Annotated in this window: 16 protein-coding genes; all 16 read right to left on the bottom strand. The window is 32.6% G+C overall.

Features of this window, described 5'->3' with window-relative positions; all coding sequences use genetic code 11:
• Positions 1–398: 398 nt before the first annotated feature.
• The 16 genes from AB6B24_RS03630 to AB6B24_RS03555 all read right to left on the bottom strand — a co-directional run bounded on the left by AB6B24_RS03630 (position 399) and on the right by AB6B24_RS03555 (position 19885).
• On the bottom strand, positions 399–1106 hold the full coding sequence (locus tag AB6B24_RS03630; protein ID WP_153241801.1) for a hypothetical protein: 708 nt from the start codon (positions 1104–1106) through the stop codon (positions 399–401).
• 775 nt (positions 1107–1881) lie between these two features.
• A complete protein-coding gene (gene rnr, locus AB6B24_RS03625) occupies positions 1882–3879 on the bottom strand; it encodes a ribonuclease R (RefSeq protein ID WP_311803410.1) in 1998 nt (665 codons plus the stop codon).
• Between the two features lie 97 nt (positions 3880–3976).
• Entirely contained in the window at positions 3977–4969 is a 993-nt protein-coding gene (locus AB6B24_RS03620) for a MucBP domain-containing protein (RefSeq protein WP_311803412.1), read from the bottom strand.
• Positions 4966–5493: a hypothetical protein gene (locus AB6B24_RS03615; RefSeq protein ID WP_311804091.1), complete on the bottom strand. Its 528-nt coding sequence runs from the start codon at positions 5491–5493 to the stop codon at positions 4966–4968. Before AB6B24_RS03615 ends, AB6B24_RS03620 begins: the two co-directional genes overlap by 4 nt.
• An 87-nt stretch (positions 5494–5580) precedes the next feature.
• Positions 5581–5925, bottom strand: coding sequence for a helix-turn-helix transcriptional regulator (locus AB6B24_RS03610; protein WP_139916715.1), 345 nt, complete (start codon positions 5923–5925; stop codon positions 5581–5583).
• A gap of 364 nt (positions 5926–6289) precedes the next feature.
• The gene (locus AB6B24_RS03605) at positions 6290–6643 is read right to left on the bottom strand and encodes a pyridoxamine 5'-phosphate oxidase family protein (protein ID WP_311803417.1); all 354 of its coding nucleotides are present in this window, start codon (positions 6641–6643) and stop codon (positions 6290–6292) included.
• On the bottom strand, positions 6640–6834 hold the full coding sequence (locus tag AB6B24_RS03600) for a hypothetical protein (RefSeq protein ID WP_311803419.1): 195 nt from the start codon (positions 6832–6834) through the stop codon (positions 6640–6642). The genes AB6B24_RS03605 and AB6B24_RS03600 overlap by 4 nt, the downstream gene beginning before the upstream one ends.
• Before the next feature lie 169 nt (positions 6835–7003).
• Entirely contained in the window at positions 7004–7633 is a 630-nt protein-coding gene (locus AB6B24_RS03595; protein ID WP_311803421.1) for a K(+)-transporting ATPase subunit C, read from the bottom strand.
• A 17-nt stretch (positions 7634–7650) separates the two neighbouring features.
• Positions 7651–9717 (bottom strand): potassium-transporting ATPase subunit KdpB, encoded by a 2067-nt coding sequence (kdpB, locus tag AB6B24_RS03590; protein WP_311804111.1) that lies wholly within the window; start codon positions 9715–9717, stop codon positions 7651–7653.
• An 8-nt stretch (positions 9718–9725) separates the two neighbouring features.
• Positions 9726–11453 (bottom strand): potassium-transporting ATPase subunit KdpA, encoded by a 1728-nt coding sequence (locus AB6B24_RS03585; RefSeq protein WP_311804090.1) that lies wholly within the window; start codon positions 11451–11453, stop codon positions 9726–9728.
• A gap of 9 nt (positions 11454–11462) precedes the next feature.
• Positions 11463–11543 carry a K(+)-transporting ATPase subunit F gene (kdpF, locus tag AB6B24_RS03580; RefSeq protein ID WP_080513128.1) on the bottom strand — a complete coding sequence of 27 codons (81 nt, stop codon included), beginning with the start codon at positions 11541–11543 and terminating at the stop codon, positions 11463–11465.
• Between the two features lie 246 nt (positions 11544–11789).
• Complete coding sequence (locus AB6B24_RS03575) at positions 11790–12500, bottom strand: response regulator transcription factor (protein ID WP_047206209.1); 711 nt, start codon at positions 12498–12500, stop codon at positions 11790–11792.
• The gene (locus AB6B24_RS03570; protein ID WP_311804088.1) at positions 12490–15120 is read right to left on the bottom strand and encodes a sensor histidine kinase KdpD; all 2631 of its coding nucleotides are present in this window, start codon (positions 15118–15120) and stop codon (positions 12490–12492) included. Before AB6B24_RS03570 ends, AB6B24_RS03575 begins: the two co-directional genes overlap by 11 nt.
• Positions 15121–15404: 284 nt before the next feature.
• Complete coding sequence (locus AB6B24_RS03565) at positions 15405–17870, bottom strand: Cna B-type domain-containing protein (RefSeq protein WP_311804087.1); 2466 nt, start codon at positions 17868–17870, stop codon at positions 15405–15407.
• Between the two features lie 585 nt (positions 17871–18455).
• Positions 18456–19301 carry a nucleotidyl transferase AbiEii/AbiGii toxin family protein gene (locus tag AB6B24_RS03560; protein ID WP_311804086.1) on the bottom strand — a complete coding sequence of 282 codons (846 nt, stop codon included), beginning with the start codon at positions 19299–19301 and terminating at the stop codon, positions 18456–18458.
• Positions 19298–19885, bottom strand: a complete 588-nt coding sequence (locus AB6B24_RS03555) for a hypothetical protein (RefSeq protein WP_195935341.1) — start codon at positions 19883–19885, stop codon at positions 19298–19300. Before AB6B24_RS03555 ends, AB6B24_RS03560 begins: the two co-directional genes overlap by 4 nt.
• Between the last annotated feature and the right edge of the window lie 351 nt (positions 19886–20236).

Genomic DNA, 20236 nt, shown 5'->3' with positions numbered 1-20236 from the left:
GCACTTGGCTTAAAGGACGGTTTAATCGTGGTTCCACCTTAATTTATCACTTTTTCACAAAAGTGACCTCGGTAAGTTATAACAACTTAGCATTAACGCAGCTAACGCTCACATAATAATGTGAGTAAGATAGCGATGAGTGTGGTTCATCCCATTATCAGACCTTTTCTCAGCAACAAGGCTCTCTCAACTGATACCTAAGACTACTCTTTCATCTCTTGTTTGTCAATTCTCAATTATCTGAATTATAATACTAATATTTTTAAAAGTCAACATTTATTTTAACGAAATATCTGTTTTGTTATACAGTAAGAATATTATCTGATTTTCCACTATAAAAAAATAGTAAGAATAACTCTTACTATTTTCTATATATTATTCAAAATAACTGTTTTAGACTAATATAACCAAATTCCTTTTAATAAAAATACTAACGAGTTAACTAGAAAATAAATACCAATACCTAATATAAATAGTGATATGATAATCCTAGTCGCGTTACTTAATTTTTTTCTTCGATTGTTTTTATCTAAATAATCGCTAACTCTTTTAATCACTTTTTCATAGACATTAAACATTAATGATACTATTAAAGTATATAAGGGAAACTGTCCCAATAACATCCAAATTGTCAGACATAATATCGTTAATGAAATGTTTCCTTCTTTCGCACTTATCGCAACAACTGCCCAAAAAGTCGGATCCGACATAGCCCAAAACCCAAAAATAAAACCCGCGAGTGGCATACTTCTTTTTGCAAATTGTACAAATTTTGATTCCTTCTTATCATCTATCTTCTCTTTATTATCTTTCATGAAAGTTGATCTTATAAACCAAGCTATACAGACGATAGATATCAAAAATCCTATAAGTACATAATCTATATCTGGAATATGATTCAATATACTTGTAAAGTAATTCAATCCGATACTGGTTCCGAACGAAAATATTAATCCAAAAATAATCGTTGAGAGTAAAGCCATTAAAGAGAATAAATAGACTTGTTTTTTCTTTATTCCATGTGCCATTGCCGCCATTATAACAATCGCTCCCATTGGATCAAATCCGCCGAAACCCAACAAAATCGTTGATAATACTAGTTTCATCTATCACAACCCCCATGTCTGCTTCTGCGCAACAACATTTTAAAGATTTCAATTTCCATAATGCTTTCTCCACTTTTACTTGAGCTTCTTTTATTATAACATACTGTGTCAAATAGATTACGCAAAACATTAAATTATCTACTTCTGAAGTGCAAGCAGAAAAGCTAGAAAATAAGAATTTCCTTATTATTGTCTATTTTCTAAATTGAATAGATTTCATATTAAAAAAGAACCTACAGTAGATTCTTTTTGTATTATTAGTACTTAGCCTTTTTTAATTAGTACAATATTAAAGCTGAAATAATTACTAATCCTCCGATTAAGTATTCCCAAACCGCAGTCTCAACGGAAGCAGTTGCTGGAAGATTATCTTGTGTTTTATTCTCATCAATCTGATTTTTGTCAATATTTTTTGTTCATCGCTTTTGTTCATTTCTCCTTTCGAATCATTTGAGGATTTATTATTATTATTTTCACTATTTTTAATTTCATCTTTATTATCATTTACTACCGTTATTTTTGCAGTATTAGTTACCCCGTCAAAAGAATAAGTTATTCATAAACTTCTTAAAAAGTTCATAGTTAATTATATTTTTGCTAATAATCCATATTTGCACTATTAAAATAACTGTTATTCTAATTAAATCAAGAAAAAAGAACCAAGTTCTAGTCCTTTTCTTTTATATCTTCAATTTACCTCCAATACCAAAAACATCAGGTCGTTTTATTTTGCTATACTCGATTACAAAAAGAAAAAACCTAGTAACACTAGGTTTTATTCAGGAGCAATTTGTTCAAAATCAACTGTTCCTTTTCGTTTATTAGCAGCAATAACACGAATTTTTATTTCTTGTCCTATTTGATAGACTATTTCTGATTTTTTTCCTTTAAAAATACTTGTTTCTTCATCAAATTCAAGTTCTTCCGTGGTCCCAGTATGTAAATTAGGTACACGAACTAAACCTTCGACTGTATTATCTAATGCAACAAAGATTCCAAATTTTTGCAGACCTGTAATTGTACCAGTATAAACTTCTCCAATCCGCTCTGACATATATTCTGCTTTTTTCATTGCATCAATAATTCGTTCAGTGACGACTGCACGATGTTCCATATCAGAAGAATGGCTAGCAATTTCAGGTAAACGTTCTTTCCACTCGTCTTTAATACGGTTAGAATGGTCAGAAGGATATAAATGCAATAAACGATGGATGATTAAATCAGGATAACGTCTAATTGGGCTTGTGAAATGCGTATAGTTAGTCGCTGCGAGCCCAAAATGTTTTGTATTTTTTTCAGAGTAAACCGCTGTTGACATCGTATGTCGAAGTTGATAAGTCAATGCCTTTTCAGAACTTGTTCCTTTAATTTCATCAGCAAAGAAATTAATGGCTTGATGAGAATCTGAATTCAAGGAAAAGCCAGCATTAGCAGCAGCTTCCATCAATTTAGCAAAAGCTTTCTCTTTAGGATTATCGTGAACCCGATATAAGGAAGGTAGTTTTTTCTTTTGAAAATCAAGGGCAACAGTTTCATTAGCCATCAACATAAAGGATTCAATCATTCGTTCTGCAGTATCACGATCACGTTTTACAATTTCGATTGGATGACCTTTTTCATCTAAAATAATTTTTGCTTCACTCTCGTCAAATTCAATCATTCCTCTGTCTTTTCGCATTGTTTCAAGAATTTCATGAAGTTCAACGGCCACTTTAATCGAATCGGTAATTTTAGAGAAGTTTTCAAGGGCCTCCCTATGACCTTCTTGTCCTTGATGAATCATTTTATTGACATTATTATAAGTCATTCGATAAGTTGTTTTTATGACTGATGGTGATATTTTATAACTGACAATCTTACCTTTGTCATCAATTTCCATTAGACAAGACATTGTCAGTCGTTCTTGAGCTTCATTAAGTGAACACAAATTATTGGATAACTTAACAGGCAACATTGGAACAACTCGGTCAGTTACATAGACTGATGTAGCGCGTGAGTAGGCTTCTTCATCTAAAGAAGAACCCTCAGTCACATAATGACTGACGTCAGCGATATGGACTCCTAATTCAAAATGTCCATTTGATAATTTTTTAACGTGGATGGCATCATCCAAATCTTTAGAATCATCTCCATCAATGGTATAGGTGATTTCATTACGATAATCTTCACGATCTTGCAAATCTGAATCAGTTAATCTTTCGGAAAATGCCTCGGCCTCAGCTAAAGTTTCAAAAGAGAACTCTTGTGGAATTTTCATAGCACAGAGCACTTCTAAAATATCTAGTCCTACTTCGCCTTTATGTCCAATAATACCTGTAATTTTTCCTTCAAATGTCTTGGTATCGGTTGGATATTGGGTTATTTTAAGACTTACTACATCTTCTTCTTGAACCCCTGATAAAGGTTGTTTGATATATAAAGTATCAGAAATTCGATCATTATAGAGTTCTATTCTTCCTTTGTATCCTAATGCTTTGACTTGACGATTAGACAAAGAACGGTAAGTCCCGACCGTATCAACTACGGCTCGTTCATTTATTTTAGTAATTTGTCCACTTGCACCGCGTTTTTCAGTTTTAGGATAGGTAACTTTAACGGTAACTTTATCCCCATCCATCGCAAATTTAGTATCATTTTTACCGATATAGATATCATTTGTTTTATCTGTTGCGTCTTCTGGATGAACAAATCCGAAACCTTTAGGATGTTTAGAAAATACTCCCTTACTTTCTGTTTGATTAAGTGCTGATGCTAATTCTGATAGCTGAACCATATATATTTATTTCTTCCTCCAATTGTATCTTTCTATCATAACATAATCAGTAAGCAATATTCGATTATTAATAATAAAAAAGCCTTTATCAGGCCTTTTATTTTTTAATTACCAGTTTTTTTAGACGAAATGTTATAATAGCTAATCCTATGATTATAAGAGTAAAGCCACTAAGGAAAATTATTATACTCATTTTTTTATTCTCAGCAGTTTCTGGTAGTCTTTTTGGATTTGCGTGACTAGAATTTTTTACTTTTGGATTTGTTTTATTTTTGGATTTGGTCTCAGAACTTATTAACTCATCTTTGGCTTTTATTATCTCATTTTTAGCATAAACATAAGTTACAGTCTGAACTTTAGCAGTATATTTACCTTTTGAGTTTCCTTTAATTTCTTGAAGGGTATAACCAGAAATCTTTTTTTCTTCAGTTATATAATCTTCGCCAACAGTTCCAGTTCTAACAACATCTTTTGAAATTGATTTTCCATCTGTATCTATATATTTTACAATAACTTTTCCTGTAGCAATAGGTAACTCATTTTTTGTGTATACATAAGTAACTATTTGTGCCTTTTCTGAAAACTGACCTGATGAATTTCCTTGAACTTCTTTTAAAGTATAATTTTTAATATCTTTTTTATCAGTATAATAGCTTTCACCAATATTTCCTTGTAAAATGATGTCTTTTGAAATAGGATTATTCTCTATATCTACATACCTTACTGTCACATCAGCTGCAGCCACTGGATTTTTAGAATATACGTAAGTGACCGTTTGAAGCTCTTCTTCAAAATTTCCTGTACTATTTTGTGGTAGTTTTGTTGTGTCTAATGTGTAACCATCCAATATCAACTTGTACTGTTCTGTACTGGTGTCATAAACATCTCCTTTTGAACCACTAATAGTTTGTGAATTATGAATTTTGTTTCCTTTCTCATCAACGTACTCTACTGTCACTCCTTTAGAATAATTAGGATAAATGAATTGGAGTTGATTTCGATCAGTAAAGAAGGGATCAGGACTATAATTTTGTAACCATGACTCTCCACTAAAGGGAATAAACTGTTTATTTAAATTGAAATTACTCAATATGTAATCTGTATCTGGAGAAAGTTGAAAAAAGAGACCTCTATATCATTCTCTTGGTTATTTGCATCATCTGGATATACAATTGGTTTAAGAAGTTCGACCATATAGCCTTTGAGTTGTTCGAGACTTGGTTTATTATCAGAATAGTTCATACCATCCGTTGTATAAGTAATTTTTATGTCTCCTTTAGTTGCTTCTGGATAAGATAAAAATTTGAACCAAGATCTTCCTGATGAATCCTGGTTTATAAAGGACATTTTCCATTTATCAATTCTTCCATTAAATACTATCAGTGTCTGTTTATTATATACAACCTTATTCTTCGTTAAATCAACAGTTGTAGGTTTAACAAAATGATTATAAAAGTCGGAACCCAAAGTATAATAGTCTGATCCATCTGCAGAAACCTGCAGACTCTTACTCGAAACTGAACCTTGAGCGTATACTTTTCCAACTCCAAATACTGCTATTATTGATGTAAATAACAATGATATAAATAAGTTTCTGATTAATTTTTTTGTCATCATCTTCTCCATTTTGGCTTTTCTAATCATAATAAATAAACTCCATAAAATCTGTAAAATATTTTTTCACTAAAAGTAATGCTTCTCTTAATTTTGAGATTGCTCCTCTTTTAACTCTTGCAACATCCAAATTTGCGAAAACTTACATATTTCAAGTTTTTGATTTTTATCAAGATTTTTAAAAAGAAACTCAGCAAAATTTGCTTTTTCCTGTTTTTTTGAGTAAATACTATCCATTCCCAATAAATATCTTGGTGTTACATCAAAATACTCTGCTAATTCTAATAAACGAATGGCTGAAGGAATCGTTTGTGTTTTATAATTGCTTAGGGCATTGCGAGAATATCCTAATTCTTTTTCAATTTGATTGAATGACTTCCCTAACTCATTTGCTAGTTTTTTAATTCTCTTATAAAATATACTTTCTTCCATCATTTTTCCTTTCAAAATATCAAAACCTAATTTTCAGAAAAATTAAGATTTTTCTGAAAGTACTGTGATTATTCTGTTATAATCACTTATGGAAAATTCACTAATATTAACATTTACTAAAACAGTATATAAAATACAGCATTTAAAATAACATACTTTAGTAAACAAAAGTCATGGTATAAGAACGTTAAAGAATTATAAGTGGCTTATTAAGTGTTTGTCGGCATAAAAAGACTCCGAAAAATCTTAATTTTTCGGAGTCTTTTTATAGTATTTTACAAAGCATCATGGTGTTTAAACAACAGACTGTTTATATACCTACTTTATCAGACTTTCTTTTTAAATTATAAAAATATTACATTAGTTACACGTACTCTTTATTATACATTTTTTTATTATTTTTGCCAACATGTTTTTTATATACATTAATTCCGTCAAAACACCTTTCTTCCTTTTCATGTCCCAATCCACTAATTTCTTCGATAGAAATTTCAAAAACCGTCAATACTTCACTAGTGTTTTCGTAAGTTCTTTGAGAGTGTTCTATAGGATAATCCTCACTAATATATTTCTCACAAACCAAGGTCATTGATTTTCTTTTAGTGATTTCATCTATTATTTCCTTAGGTTTTCCGTGAATTATAATCGATTTATAATGCAAAGTAAAATTATCCTTATCCAATTTTATTGCATCAACAATATTTAATGATACTTTCACATTCTTTTGGAGATATTTAACAACATTCTTTTTACTGGAAGTATGGAGATATATAACGTTTTTTTCTTATCCCAAACATACATCATCGGAATCGTTTCTACCTCTTTATCCGAGTTAAGAAGTCCTAAAACTAAATAAGTACCATTTAAAAGCGTATATTCCAAGTCATTTTGGTTTAATTTGTAACTCATTTGATACCCCTTTCTTTTCTTTATCCTACTGTCAGTATATGCTTATTTTTAAAAGTATACAACCTAAAAAGTATTTTAAAAATCTTTCAATAGAGCTTTGATAATGAAAAATTATCTATAAAAAAACTATAAATTATTATGATTTATAGTTTTTGGTTTCTTACCGTTATTAATCACTTATTTCACTTAAATGATTGTGAATTTCAAGATTAACTTTTAATACATTGACTGTTTTTTCACCTAGAAATCCTAAAGTTTTATTTTGAGTATTTTTATCAATAATTTTTTTCAAATTATCTACGCTTATACCTGTGGACTTCGAAATTTGAGGAATTTGAATCAGGGCACTCTGTTGGCTAATGCTAGGATCAAGGCCTGAACCTGATGATGTCAATAAATCTGTAGGAATATCTTTTTTATTTATGCTCGGATTATTATTTAGAAAGTTTTTTAAATCACTCTCTACTCGTTTTTTTAGTAAGGTATTACTAGGTGATAAATTTTGAGAACCTGAAGCCACTCCCAAATATTTACCCTCAGATTTTTCTTTTGCAGTATAAGTATTATAATTAACAGCTGAGGGACGTCCCTTCATGAATTCTTGATCAGAAAACTGTTGACCAATTAATTCAGATCCTATCACCTTCCCCTTATTAACGATTAGACTACCATTAGCCTGATAGGGAAAGATACTTTGCCCCAGACCTGTTATGAGCAATGGATAGAAAAGTCCACAAACCACTGTAAAAACCACTGTAACTAGGAAAGGTGTTTTTAATTCTTTAAATATTTTTCTCATCACTTCTCCTTTTAGCATTAAAGACCAATCATGTGCAGTAACGGAGCAATGATTAAGTCAATAATTTTTATTCCAATGAATGGAGCAATAACTCCCCCTAAACCATAAACTAACATATTATGTGTCAGCATTTTATCCGAATGCTGTGGTTTATATTTTACGCCCTTCATCGCTAGAGGGATTAAAAGCGGAATGATTATTGCATTAAAAATTAATGCTGATAATATTGCACTGGAAGGCGTTGCAAGATTCATGATATTTAAAACATGAATTTGTGGAATAGCAAGCATAAACATTGCAGGAATAATCGCAAAATATTTGGCGATATCATTGGCAATAGAAAATGTTGTTAGTGCTCCTCGCGTAATTAAAAGTTGTTTACCAATCTCTACAATATCAAGAATTTTAGTCGGATCACTGTCTAAATCTACCATATTTGCTGCTTCTTTGGCTGCACTTGTCCCTGAATTCATTGCAATACCAACGTCAGCTTGTGCTAGTGCTGGTGCATCATTAGTTCCATCCCCTGTCATTGCAACAACTTTTCCATCGTTTTGTTCAACTTTTATTGCTTTGATTTTATCCTCTGGCTTACATTCAGCGATATAACTATCAACCCCAGCTTCTTGAGAAATCGTTGCGGCCGTCAAAGGATTATCACCAGTACACATAATTGTTTTAATTCCCATTTCTCGTAAACGAGCAAACCGTTCTACCAACCCTGGCTTTATTGTATCTTTTAAATAGATAACTCCCAGAATCTTTGAATCTTCTGAAACTACCAATGGGGTGCCGCCTACCGAAGATATTTCATCGGTAATTCTCTTCAAATCATTAGGAACTACCCCTCCTTGTCGTTGAATATAATCAATCACAGCATCTGTTGCTCCTTTGCGAATTGTTTTTCCTGTCGGAAAATCAACTCCACTCATTCTTGTTTGAGCTGTGAACTCTACAAAAGTCATTTCAGCTGGGGTCATAAAGTCCTTATCTTCTTGTTCTTCTGCTAATCTAATAATAGACTTGCCTTCTGGCGTTTCATCTTTCAATGAAGTTAAGACGGCATTTTCTGTCAACTCTTCTAAAGATACACCGTTTACTGGAAGAAATTTTGCGGCCATTCTGTTACCAAATGTAATTGTTCCCGTTTTATCTAAAATCATAGTATCCACATCACCACTGGCTTCAACTGCTTTACCAGACATTGCAATCACATTAAAACGTGTCACTCTATCCATTCCAGCGATCCCAATTGCCGATAGTAAGCCACCAATTGTTGTTGGAATTAAGCAGACCGTTAAGGCAATGAGTGTCGTTACACTTAACTTCACATGAACAAAAGAAGCAATGGGATAGAGTGTCACAATAACTATTAAGAAAATAATAGTTAAACTCACAAGTAGAGTATTTAATGCTATTTCATTCGGCGTTTTTTTCCGTGAGGCTCCTTCAACAAGAGAAATCATTTTATCAAGAAAAGATTCTCCTGAACTAGAAGTGATTTTTATCTTGAGCCAGTCGCTTGAAACAGTTGTTCCTCCTGTTACTGAGGCAAAGTCACCACCAGATTCTTTTATAACAGGAGCAGATTCTCCTGTTATTGCAGATTCATCGACGGAAGCAATTCCTTCAATTACCTCCCCATCACTTGGTATCAATTCTCCTGCTTTAACTAGAACTATATCATCTTTTTTTAACTCAATTGCATCAATAATAGTTTCCTTAATCTGATTAGTAGCTTTATCTTTATTGATAATTCTTGCTTTCATATTTTTCTGCGTCTTTTTCAAACTCTCTGCCTGAGCTTTTCCTCTGCCTTCAGCGACAGATTCTGCAAAATTAGCAAAAAGAATTGTTAAGAATAAGATTATAGTCACAATTATATTATAAATTTGACTTGATGATTGAACTGTCCCAAATAAGTTTGGAAAAATAGATAGAATTAATGTAATAGTAAATCCAACCTCAACGACAAACATGACTGGATTTTTCATCATATATGCCGGATTAAGTTTGATAAAAGCTCCTTTGATAGAACTTTTTAGAATCTCTTGATTCAATAGTTTTTTATTTTTAGAAATCATCATAAACCTCATAATGTTAAAGATTCAGCGATTGGTCCAAGAACCAAAACTGGTAAAAATGTTAATGCTGATATTACAATCACTATTACAAATAGAACGACGGTGAAAGTTCCACTATCTGTTTTAAGTGAACCTACAGAATTATTTACCGACCTTTTCATCATTAATGATGAAGCAATCGCAAGTTGAATAATTAAAGTGAGATATCGGCCTAAAAATATAGCAACTCCAGTCGTAATATTCCAAAAAGCGGTATTATCTTTTAACCCCTCAAAACCCGAACCGTTGTTCGCCGCCGAAGATGTATACTGATAAACAATTTGCGATAAACCGTGAAAGCCAGGATTGGATACTCCAGCAATACCCGCGGAAACAGAAACGGCTAGTGCCGTAAAACTTAAAATAATTAAGGGGTGTATGATAATTGCTAGAGCAGTCAATTTCATTTCTTTTCCTTCAATTTTTTTGCCTAAATAAACAGGAGTTCGACCTATCATTAAACCACAGATGAATACTGTCAAAAGAACATAGAGAATCATATTCATTAATCCAACGCCTTTTCCTCCAAAAACAAGATTTAGCATCATATTAATCATGGCAATACCACCACCTAATGGAGTCAAACTATCATGCATGTTATTTACAGAACCTGTTGTGAAAGCAGTAGTAATTTCAGTAAATAAAGCTGACATATTCGTGCCAAATCTAGTTTCTTTCCCTTCCATGTTACCCATAGTTTGACTTAAGCCTAGGTGCTGTAAAATAGGATTCCCTTTGGACTCAGCCCAAATAATTATTGTAAGCCCGATTAAAAATAAAACACTCATCACGATAAATAATGGTCGAGCCTCTTTTCCTAAGAAAAGTCTTCTTTTACTTTTTAATTTAGAATTTAATAATTTATTTTCTTGATGACTATCTGAAACCATATATCCAAACGCAAATAATATCGAACCAGGTAATAACATCATTGATAGCATTTCAATTATATTTGTAATAATATTTGGATTTTCAAAAGGCATTGCTGAATTTGCTGCAAAAAAGCCGCCGCCATTTGTTCCCAAATGTTTGATGATTTCAAGAGCTGCCACTGGGCCTAGAGCAATATCTTGCATTTTCCCTTCAAGGGTTGTAATTGTTAAATTATGTACTAATGTCTGAGGAACGCCTTGTGATATCAATAATAAAGCGCCAATAATAGAAAATGGAAGTAATACACGAGTAATTACTCGTACAAAATCATAATAGAAATTTCCCATATCTTTGTATTTTCCAGACAGTCCTCGAATGAAGGCCATTGAGGCTGCAAAACCAGAAGCTGCTGATGTAAACATCATAAAGGTAATGACAATCATTTGACTCATATAGGAAAGGGCAGACTCCCCAGAATAGTTTTGTAAGTTAGTATTAGTGATAAATGAAATTACAGTATTAAAACTTAGACTTTGCTCCATTGCCCCAATGTGGTTAGGATTTAGAAAGGGAATTTCTTGAATTCTCAAAATTAAATAACCAATAAAAACCATTACAGAATTTGTTAATACTAGGGATAGCGCGTATTTTTTCCAAGTCATGGGCTGTTTTTTCATAGCAATCAATTTATATATAAAGCCATCAAATTTATCCATGACCGGATCTGCAAAGGTCTTTTGATCTGTCGCTATGTGATAAAGGTATTTACCTGTAGGTATCATTAATAATATGGCCACTGCCAATACGAAAATAATTTGTAACATCTGTTCCCCCTAAAACTTCTCTGGATAAATCAGAGCATAAAAGAGATAAATCGCCAATAACATGATAATAATCCCTAAAATAATAAACATTTTAAAAACTTCTTTCTAATTTTCTTTAATTTGCTTGTCACACCAAGCTATTAGAGCCAGAATTAGTAGAAAACTTACTACTAGTCCTCCAAGCATCAATAAATCCATCAAAATATTTTCCTCCTCCTTGATGTTGAAATTATTTTAACACTTGAAAAATAAAAAGAGTGTAAAGATTTGATTGTTCGTATAAAGATAATCTAAAGATTTTCATAAAAAAAGTACTGACGAATCTGTCAGTACTTTTTAGTCAATTTTTATCATTCGATAGCCAACACCAATATGTGTCTGTATCATCTTTGGATAATTGGAATCAAGTTCAATCTTCTTACGTAGCGTATTTGCAAATACTCTAAGTGCTGAAAAATCTTCCTCATAATACCCCCAAATTTCTTTGACAAGATAGTTATAGGTCATCACACGGTCCAAATTTTCTGCTAATAAACAAAGAAGTTTGTACTCGATAGGTGTGAGATGTATCTCTTTTTCATTTACAAAAACACACTTTGATAAATAATTTATTTTCAACCAGCCATTAGTAAAAGTTGTTACTTCTGTCAGTAAATTTTGATTATTTCCAGAAAACTTAGCTCTTCTCAAACTTACCCTAAGTCGAGCCAAAAGTTCATCAGTACTAAATGGTTTTGTCAAATAATCATCCGCACCAGCATCTAAAGCTGCTATTTTATCAGCATCTTCTCCTCTGGCGCTGACTACGATAATTGGTAATTGAGAGAATCCACGAACTTTAGAAATAATCTCTTTTCCGTCCATATCCGGTAAGCCTAAATCTAAAATTAGTAAATCTGGACGCTGAGAGATAATTTCTCTTAATGCTTCCTTTCCATTTTTAACGGCTACATAATTATAGTCTTCAACCTCCATTGTCAAAGATAAGAGTTTATTAATTGACAAATCATCTTCACAAATCAATATTTTTATATCATCATTGTTCATCAGAAATTAAAACCTCCTCTAAAGGTAATTTGAAACCAATAATTGCTCCATTTGGCTGATTATCTTTAACATAAATTTGTCCTCCATGTGCTAAAATAATACTTTTACACAAAGAAAGTCCTAAACCTAAACCACGCTTAGAATCAACTTGCCGATTTTCATCAGTATAAAATAAATCAAATATTTTTTCTTTAGCTTTATCTGTAATCCCAGGCCCATTATCAGAAACTTCAATAACTAACTCATCATTAATTTTTTTGGTTTGTAGTTCTATTTTAGAATTAATTGGTGTATATTTCACCGCATTATTAATCAAGTTTACAATCACTTGTATCATAAGAGCCACATCCATTTTTGCCATTAAGAGTTCGTCGGCTAAATTTAAACTAAATTCATGCTGTTCCAAATGCCTGTCTACATGTTTAAGTGCTTCTTCAACTACTTCATCAATAATATTTGCTTCCAACTTTAATTCTATTTTTTCATCCAATCTTGTGATAGATAAAAGATTTTCAACTAAATTAATCAACCACATTGAATCATCATAGATATAAGCTGATAATTCTTGAATTTGAAGTTTGTTTATTGTGCTATCTTTTTTCATCAGTAATTTTGCATGTCCAGAAATACTAGTTAGTGGAGTTCTTAAATCATGTGAAATAGCACGTAACAAATTTACACGTAACTGTTCTTGCTCAATTTGAATTTCGTTTTTTTGTTGGACTTCTCGAAGAATTTCTTTTTCTAAAGCTAATCCTGCTTCACCTAATATAGCCAGAATTATAGATTTTTCAAATGTTTCCAACTCATTTTTGTCCTTCATTAGGATACCAATCACCGCAAAAGATCGATTTTTCCCACGAATTGACAAATATAAGTAATTAGCAGCTGATAATGTATTGGTCGTTGCTCCTGCACGTTTATTATTGTGCATTACCCACTCAGCTACACCTCTCTCATTAAAATTCTGGTATTTTTCTAAATTATACTTAGAAGACTCAGTTGAAAAATATGATTCATCTCCTAAAACTTTATCTTTGATTGGATAAATCACAATATCTCGATCAAGTAATTTTTTTAACTGTTGAACTGTTGCTTCTAGAATTTCTGCTACCGAATCAACCTGTGCTAAATCTTTATTCGTTTGTAAAAGTACTTCTGTTCGATATGATTTTTCCGCAGAGACTCGAACTTGTTCTTGAATTCTTTTGATTAATGTCGACGTAATTAATCCAGCAGCCAACATAATTAAGAAAGTAATTGGATAATTAGAGCTAAAGGCTACAAAAGTGTAATAAGGTTCTGTGAAAAAATAATTAAAGCAAAGTACAGATAAGATTGAGGAAATGAGACTAAAAATTCTTCCTTTTGTAAAAATAGCATTAATCTGAACTCCTAAAATATAAAGCATAATTATATTAGCAACATTGAAGTTCCAGTATTTGAAGGCTAACCCACATGAAGTGACAAGAGCTAGCATCAGTATTGTTTTAAATAAATCACTTAATGAAAACCGGAATTTTTTTAAATTATACAAAGTTCCAGAAGTATTTTTTTGTTGTCCCCTTGCATTTGGAATGACATAGATATCAAGTTCTGGCGCTTCCTGACTTATAAGATCTACAATATTTTCCCTATTCCAAAATGAACTTTGTACACTTTTACCAATTACCAGCTTTGATATTTGACTAATTTTAGCATATTCGACAATTTGCTTAGAAACATTATCTCCATATAGGACAGATAGTTTTGCGCCTAACTGTTCAGCCAAACGTAAATTCTGTCTCAGTCTATCTTTTTCTTCTTTGGAAGAATTTTCTAAATCACCGATATATAATGCCGTAAATTCTGCTTTAAATGCAACTGCAAGTCTCGCAGCTGCATGAATAACATGAGAGGCTGAGGGTGAAGCTGAAACACATACTAAAACATGTTCTTTTGCATAAATATTTTTTTTATTTTGAGCTTTACGAATAGCGCTCTTATTGACTTGGTCAGCAGTTTTTCGTAAAGCAATTTCCCGAAGAGCGATAAGTTTTTCTAATGCAAAAAAATTTTCTTTTGCTTGATTTACTTTGTTTAGCTGATAAATTTTTCCTTTATCTAGTCGTTCTAATAAATCAACGGGTTCAATATCAATTAGCTCAATTTGATCAGCCTCTTCAAATATGTAATCAGGAATTTTTTCATTTACAATAATCCCAGTTATTTTTTCAATTACATCATTTAGACCTTCAAGATGCTGAATATTTATTGTTGTAAAAACATCTATTCCCGCTTTCAAAAGTTCTTCAATATCTTGAAATCTCTTCTTATTTCTTGAACCATGGCAATTTGTGTGGGCTAATTCATCAACTAGGATAACCTGAGGTCTACGAATCAAAGCTTCTTCTAAATTGAATTCTTTTAATTGAATCCCTTTATAATTTATTTTTTTTAAAGGTAAAGTTTCGAGCCCTTCAATTAATTTTGAGGTCTCTGGTCGATTATGAGGTTCAATGTAACCTGAAACAACATCAATTCCAGATTCCTGAACCTCACGCGCCCCTTCGAGCATAGCAAATGTTTTTCCAACACCAGCAGCATAGCCAAAATATATCTTTAGTTTTCCCTTTTTCATTGGTTGCCTCTAAATTTTCTTGTCCATATTATAGCATAAAAAACGTAGTCCATTAATCACATAAACTTTCTGACCCTTCCAATTTTACTATCTTCATAATAATTCAACTTTGGAATTTCCGCTTAGTTAAAGCAACAAGACTTGGCCTAACAACTAAGTATACTTTAATTTTTCAACAAAAAAACTCTATTGCCATGGAATCTGAAGATACTATGACAATAGAGAATATTGCTTTTAACAGAACTGGCTAGAATCTATAAAATGCTTTGATTCTTTTTAGTTTATCATTTTTCCCTTTTTTGTTTATGCTTCACTAATAATACAACTCCAAATAGTAATGCGGCACCAACAAGTATCAACCAGAATCCTGAATATTGCCCTACCACAGGAAGATTTTCTGTGGTTTCTTTTTTAACATCATTGTGTGCTTCTTCTGAATGATTCGAGTTACCAGCATTATTAGTAGGGTCACTACCATTGTCATTATTAATACTGTTGTCCTTCTCCTCTTCTTCTTCAGGATTAGGATCTTCTTTCACAAATTTGTTAATCAAAGTAATTTTATTATTTTCTTGAATTTGATCAACTTGATAATGCTTAGGTACGTCAATTTCTTTGATTGAATATGAAATATCATCACCCAGTTCATCCCTTATGGCTAAATCGGTAAATTCCCAAGTCCATTTTTCATTGACTCCAATAGTGACTGGATTCCCTTGCAACTTATTATTTGCCAACAGTTGAATTGTAATGGTTTCTGGTCTGATAGATTCATAGCCTTTATCATCCCACTCTTTATTAACAATCAAGCTCATTTTCTCCATTTCAATAGCTGTGTTAACAATATCTCGTCCTATAACTTGTGACTCATAGCGATATTTATAGTCAGTTGACAACTCTTCTTTTAAGAAATACTGAATTCCTTGTTCAACTCCTTCTATCTCCTCCGTTCCATGTAAGTGAGAGAAAGTATATTCCCAGTTCTTATTTGAATTTGTTTCTTGTGTCACAAAATCATTAGAATTTACTTGTCCATAAAAACTTTCATAACCGGCTGCTAATTCATTGAATTGAACCTGGCGTTCTTGCCCACCCTCTTTTCTCCATAGTTGAACTGTGATATGAGCTGGTCGTGAAGCAATATTTTCCTCATCCAACCAGATTTTTTTGCCCGAAATGGTAAGTGGGTTTTGAATCTTATTAAAAATTTTAAACTGAATTTCTGAATCATTTTCGTCATTTAATCTTTGGCTTGTTGACTCATAACCAGCTACAGGAATTTCTGTCACGTCATAGAAAATTTCACGCCCTTCGTTATTATATTTTGGTAGATTATCATAAACATAGGCCCAATTATCTGTAGCTCTTATCTCTATTGGGGTCTTATAAGGAAGTCGAACTTCTTCTTTATTATTCGTTGCTTTAAGATTTGCCCAAATTTGAACTTCAATGGTATCGGGCCTTAGACCGTTTATATCACTCTCATCTTCCCAAATTTTATCAATTGTCAATCTTTTTACCGCTGAGTATTCAAAAGAATCAAATCTAAATTGTTGAAGATTACGAAAGGCACCTGTTGATGCAGATACAGCTAAAGCAAGCGAGTCAGATGAATTAATTTCTTTTTGACCAATTAAATCATAAACAATGCCATCATCTGTCAATGCTCCTGATAAGATTGGATTAGTTGTTATACCATGGAGCAAATAAATTCGAAGTGTTCCTTTTCCTGAATCTCCAGGTTTATAATCATAGATGACATTTTGAAAACCTGTGGTGTTATCTTTAGTCGAACCACTTGCTAACTTTTCATTGGCATCATAACCATAATCAGAAGTTTGTCTTCTAATTGCCCCTTGCACTGGATTACCATCGCTATCATCACCAATTTCACCACGGCGACTTACACCTGAATTTTGGAGTATCTTACTTGTGTCTAGCCAAGCAACATGATCCCAATCGGCTACACCAAATCCTGCATCAGTCGCAAAAGGTACCGTTCGTCCTGAATTCAAAAGGGGAGTTTCGGCTGGAGTAGGTTCAGTTGTCGTCTCGATAAAGGATCCAAAAGGGTTACCTTGATGAGGTGTTTTACTTCCAGGATCCTCTTCCCAGCCTAAGCGATGGTTATCATCATCATTACTTTGCTGCGCAGTATTCCAGTAAGTATCAAACTTATAACCAATCGCACCTTTAAGACCGCCAATCCCCATGTTAGCCCCTGTAAAACCAACCTTTCCTACTTCTTCAGGATGAAAAGCAAAACCTATCCCGTCCGCACCTCCACTTGGAGTTCCTCCATTTTCGTCAGTATCTTCTTTATCTCTCCAGTCTCCATCTGTCCTATCTCCCAAATAAATAGCGCCTTTAAGTTTAAAAGGTTGTTCTGTTGAAATTCGATTATTAAGCGTGAAATTGCCTGACCAGTCATTTCGATTAGGGGTTAAGGTGATAATTCCTGTTTCTTCATCATATCTGGCTTTCGTTTCTTCATCAGTTAGAGCAGGACCAAAAGGATTAAAAGCTCCACCGACTTGATAACGCATGCCAACAGTGCCTGCTAAAGTAAAATTATCATTGAAATCACTCCTAGTAAGTGTCGTTGCTCCCGTATCAACATCAGCTGAATGAACAGTAACTACTTCCTCAGCATTAGTCTGTTTAGTTTGAACTGATAGCAATGTTAATAGACTAATAAATATTAGACCAATTAGAGAGACTATTACAGTTCTTTTTTTGTTTAGAATCATTCTTCACCTGCTTTCGATTTTGTATTTAATTTATTACCTCAATTACATCATTGTATTCGTTTTCATTATATCATTAATTATTTTTGCTCCAAAATAATATCCTGACTCCTTTTTTGAATTATGTATTATATAAAGTTCAATGTTTTTTACACACCATCTATCTTTGTATTTTTTATTAAAACGGACTCCCTAGATTTTATCTTTTTTATTATCTTAAACATAAGATGATTGGTTGTAGAAATGACGCATATTTGTACTAAAAATACTTTGAATAACTAATTATTTTATTTTTTTACAGACCATACTTATTCTGATTCATTTCACAAAAAAAGTCCCTGAACGCTTACGTGTTCAAGGATTTCTTCTTTTATTTTTGTTATTTCACAAATTGCTTGATTGTAATCAATAAAATTCTTCTGGTACGGTTAATGTGCTTTTGAATCCCAGTAGTTCAACGTTCAACGTTTATCGCCACTATTATCGTACCTTTACATATTATGAGCGCACTATGAGCATTGGGTTTTGACAAGTATAGGCAAGCTAATTTTATACTGTTCTTTAACTATACCCTTCGAACACACTCCTTTATTTCTCAATATTCTCCACAATTCTCAGCACCGAATCAACCACCTCATTAAAAGACAAGTCTTTGGCATAGTTATATTCACGCTGATACTTCTTCCATAACTGCTGCTGAACTTGAGAAGTCTTAAGTTGTTCTATGATGGCAGGATAATCATTCAATTGGAGTTTCGATTCTCGCTTGGTCATTGTATTATTCAAAGCATTAGCCAGTGTAGTGAAATTAATTTCATTCCATCTTAATTTTGAAATCATATAGACATCGTAGAAATCACGTGGTCTTGTTGAAGCAACACCACGGGCTAATATAGTTTCAACTTTCTCAGCAATAATGGTTTCAATCGGATATGACAGCAACGAAAGTTTATCATCGGAAAAAAGGCGGTTAATACTGAACTCAATCTCTCTTGGTGTAATTGCATCGCCCGTCGTTACATCAATAGATACTAATTCATGAATCCTCTCAAAATCAGCATATAATTTGAGTTTAAATCCCGGATAATCATCGGTTTCTCGGATTTCACTAACATTATCAAAGGAAAGGGTAAACGATTCATCTGTTGGAATTGTAATGATTTCTTCTGTAATGTTTGTTAGTTTTTCTAGTGTTAGCTCAAATCCCTTTACTGTTGTATCAAGATCCATTGTGGCACGCTGATCCAATCCAACGATTCCACCAATCAAGTATCCACCCTTCAAGATAAAATTATCCCTATATGGTGATTTTGCCAATTTTTCAAGGAATACCTCAATAAGATAGCTCTGTTGAACCTGTTGTGTTGTAATCTTCTTTTCTTTGGCAATCTGCTTAATCTTTGATTTAAAACTCATGGCATTCTTGAAAATCATAGTAGTCCTCCAATATATTTCTGAAGTTCAACCTCTAAACCAAAATGCTGTGCATACTTAAACAGCTTATTGATATCTTTGTCCTTAGAGGCTGTATATCGCTTAATAGCTGGAATAAACTGCTCAAAATCTGTATCGTATCGCGGTTTCAACAAATCGACTAACGTTCTTTCCACATCATAAATTATCAATTTCGAGCCGTTTTTTTCAATTTCAATTCTACCTAATTCGAAATCAGAAGACACTATTACAGGTCTTATTTCACCTTTCATTCGTGAAGTTGATGTTCCATATTTAAATGTCATCGTCGGAAGTATTGGTGCTCTGTCTGAATATCCTTGAAGATAAAGGGCCGTTTCATGTGAAAAGATTCCCTTTGGAAATCGTGCTTGAAGCAAGTAAAAATCATCGATGTATCCTTCATCCGTCACATAAATACCACGCTGAACAGGGAAAAGAATTTCTTCATTCACCATATTAATCAAAACCGCTCTTGGAATTTTTGCTTCCGTTACTTGATTTGTCAATATGATACCATTATTCTTTTTTGCAATCTCTAAAATTTTCTCTTTATTCGTCATCATAAGCCCTAACTTTCATGCTAAAAAGATAAATACATTTTAGCATAAAAGTTATATAAATTCAAGTGAATCTCATAATTCATCTGAATCACTCTTCTGTATATCCATCATAATAATAATAATAAAATTCATTTTTTAGGAAATTAGTTCTATAAACATCATCTCCCAAATCTATTCTAGGCTACTATCGTATAAAAAAATTATCGGTCTATACTCATCCTCTTTTGTTGTTTTTGCGCATCCTCTAAAAAGGGTATTTGGCTAATTTGAAGCATCCTCTTGGAGTGGTAAAAGGGTATTTTATTCGGCAATTGTAAGCAATTTTTCACAAACTAGGAGCTAGTTTCACAAATC

The sequence above is a fragment of the Lactococcus sp. AK05 genome, from assembly GCF_041026685.1.
Classification (GTDB): domain Bacteria; phylum Bacillota; class Bacilli; order Lactobacillales; family Streptococcaceae; genus Lactococcus; species Lactococcus lactis.
The sequence above is the reverse complement of the archived record's forward strand: the minus strand, read 5'-3'. Positions and strand labels throughout refer to the sequence as shown.

What these genes read in the sequence shown, in the direction of transcription:
- AB6B24_RS03595 (WP_311803421.1), bottom strand. Translation starts at nt 7,633, where the DNA reads ATGAGAAAAATATTTAAAGAATTAAAAACACCTTTCCTAGTTACAGTG.
- AB6B24_RS03585 (WP_311804090.1), bottom strand. Translation starts at nt 11,453, where the DNA reads ATGTTACAAATTATTTTCGTATTGGCAGTGGCCATATTATTAATGATA.
- rnr (WP_311803410.1), bottom strand. Translation starts at nt 3,879, where the DNA reads ATGGTTCAGCTATCAGAATTAGCATCAGCACTTAATCAAACAGAAAGT.
- AB6B24_RS03570 (WP_311804088.1), bottom strand. Translation starts at nt 15,120, where the DNA reads ATGAAAAAGGGAAAACTAAAGATATATTTTGGCTATGCTGCTGGTGTT.
- kdpF (WP_080513128.1), bottom strand. Translation starts at nt 11,543, where the DNA reads ATGTTTATTATTTTAGGGATTATTATCATGTTATTGGCGATTTATCTC.
- AB6B24_RS03610 (WP_139916715.1), bottom strand. Translation starts at nt 5,925, where the DNA reads ATGGAAGAAAGTATATTTTATAAGAGAATTAAAAAACTAGCAAATGAG.
- AB6B24_RS03565 (WP_311804087.1), bottom strand. Translation starts at nt 17,870, where the DNA reads ATGATTCTAAACAAAAAAAGAACTGTAATAGTCTCTCTAATTGGTCTA.
- AB6B24_RS03615 (WP_311804091.1), bottom strand. Translation starts at nt 5,493, where the DNA reads ATGACAAAAAAATTAATCAGAAACTTATTTATATCATTGTTATTTACA.
- AB6B24_RS03555 (WP_195935341.1), bottom strand. Translation starts at nt 19,885, where the DNA reads ATGATGACGAATAAAGAGAAAATTTTAGAGATTGCAAAAAAGAATAAT.
- AB6B24_RS03600 (WP_311803419.1), bottom strand. Translation starts at nt 6,834, where the DNA reads ATGAGTTACAAATTAAACCAAAATGACTTGGAATATACGCTTTTAAAT.
- AB6B24_RS03560 (WP_311804086.1), bottom strand. Translation starts at nt 19,301, where the DNA reads ATGATTTTCAAGAATGCCATGAGTTTTAAATCAAAGATTAAGCAGATT.
- kdpB (WP_311804111.1), bottom strand. Translation starts at nt 9,717, where the DNA reads ATGATTTCTAAAAATAAAAAACTATTGAATCAAGAGATTCTAAAAAGT.
- AB6B24_RS03575 (WP_047206209.1), bottom strand. Translation starts at nt 12,500, where the DNA reads ATGAACAATGATGATATAAAAATATTGATTTGTGAAGATGATTTGTCA.
- AB6B24_RS03630 (WP_153241801.1), bottom strand. Translation starts at nt 1,106, where the DNA reads ATGAAACTAGTATTATCAACGATTTTGTTGGGTTTCGGCGGATTTGAT.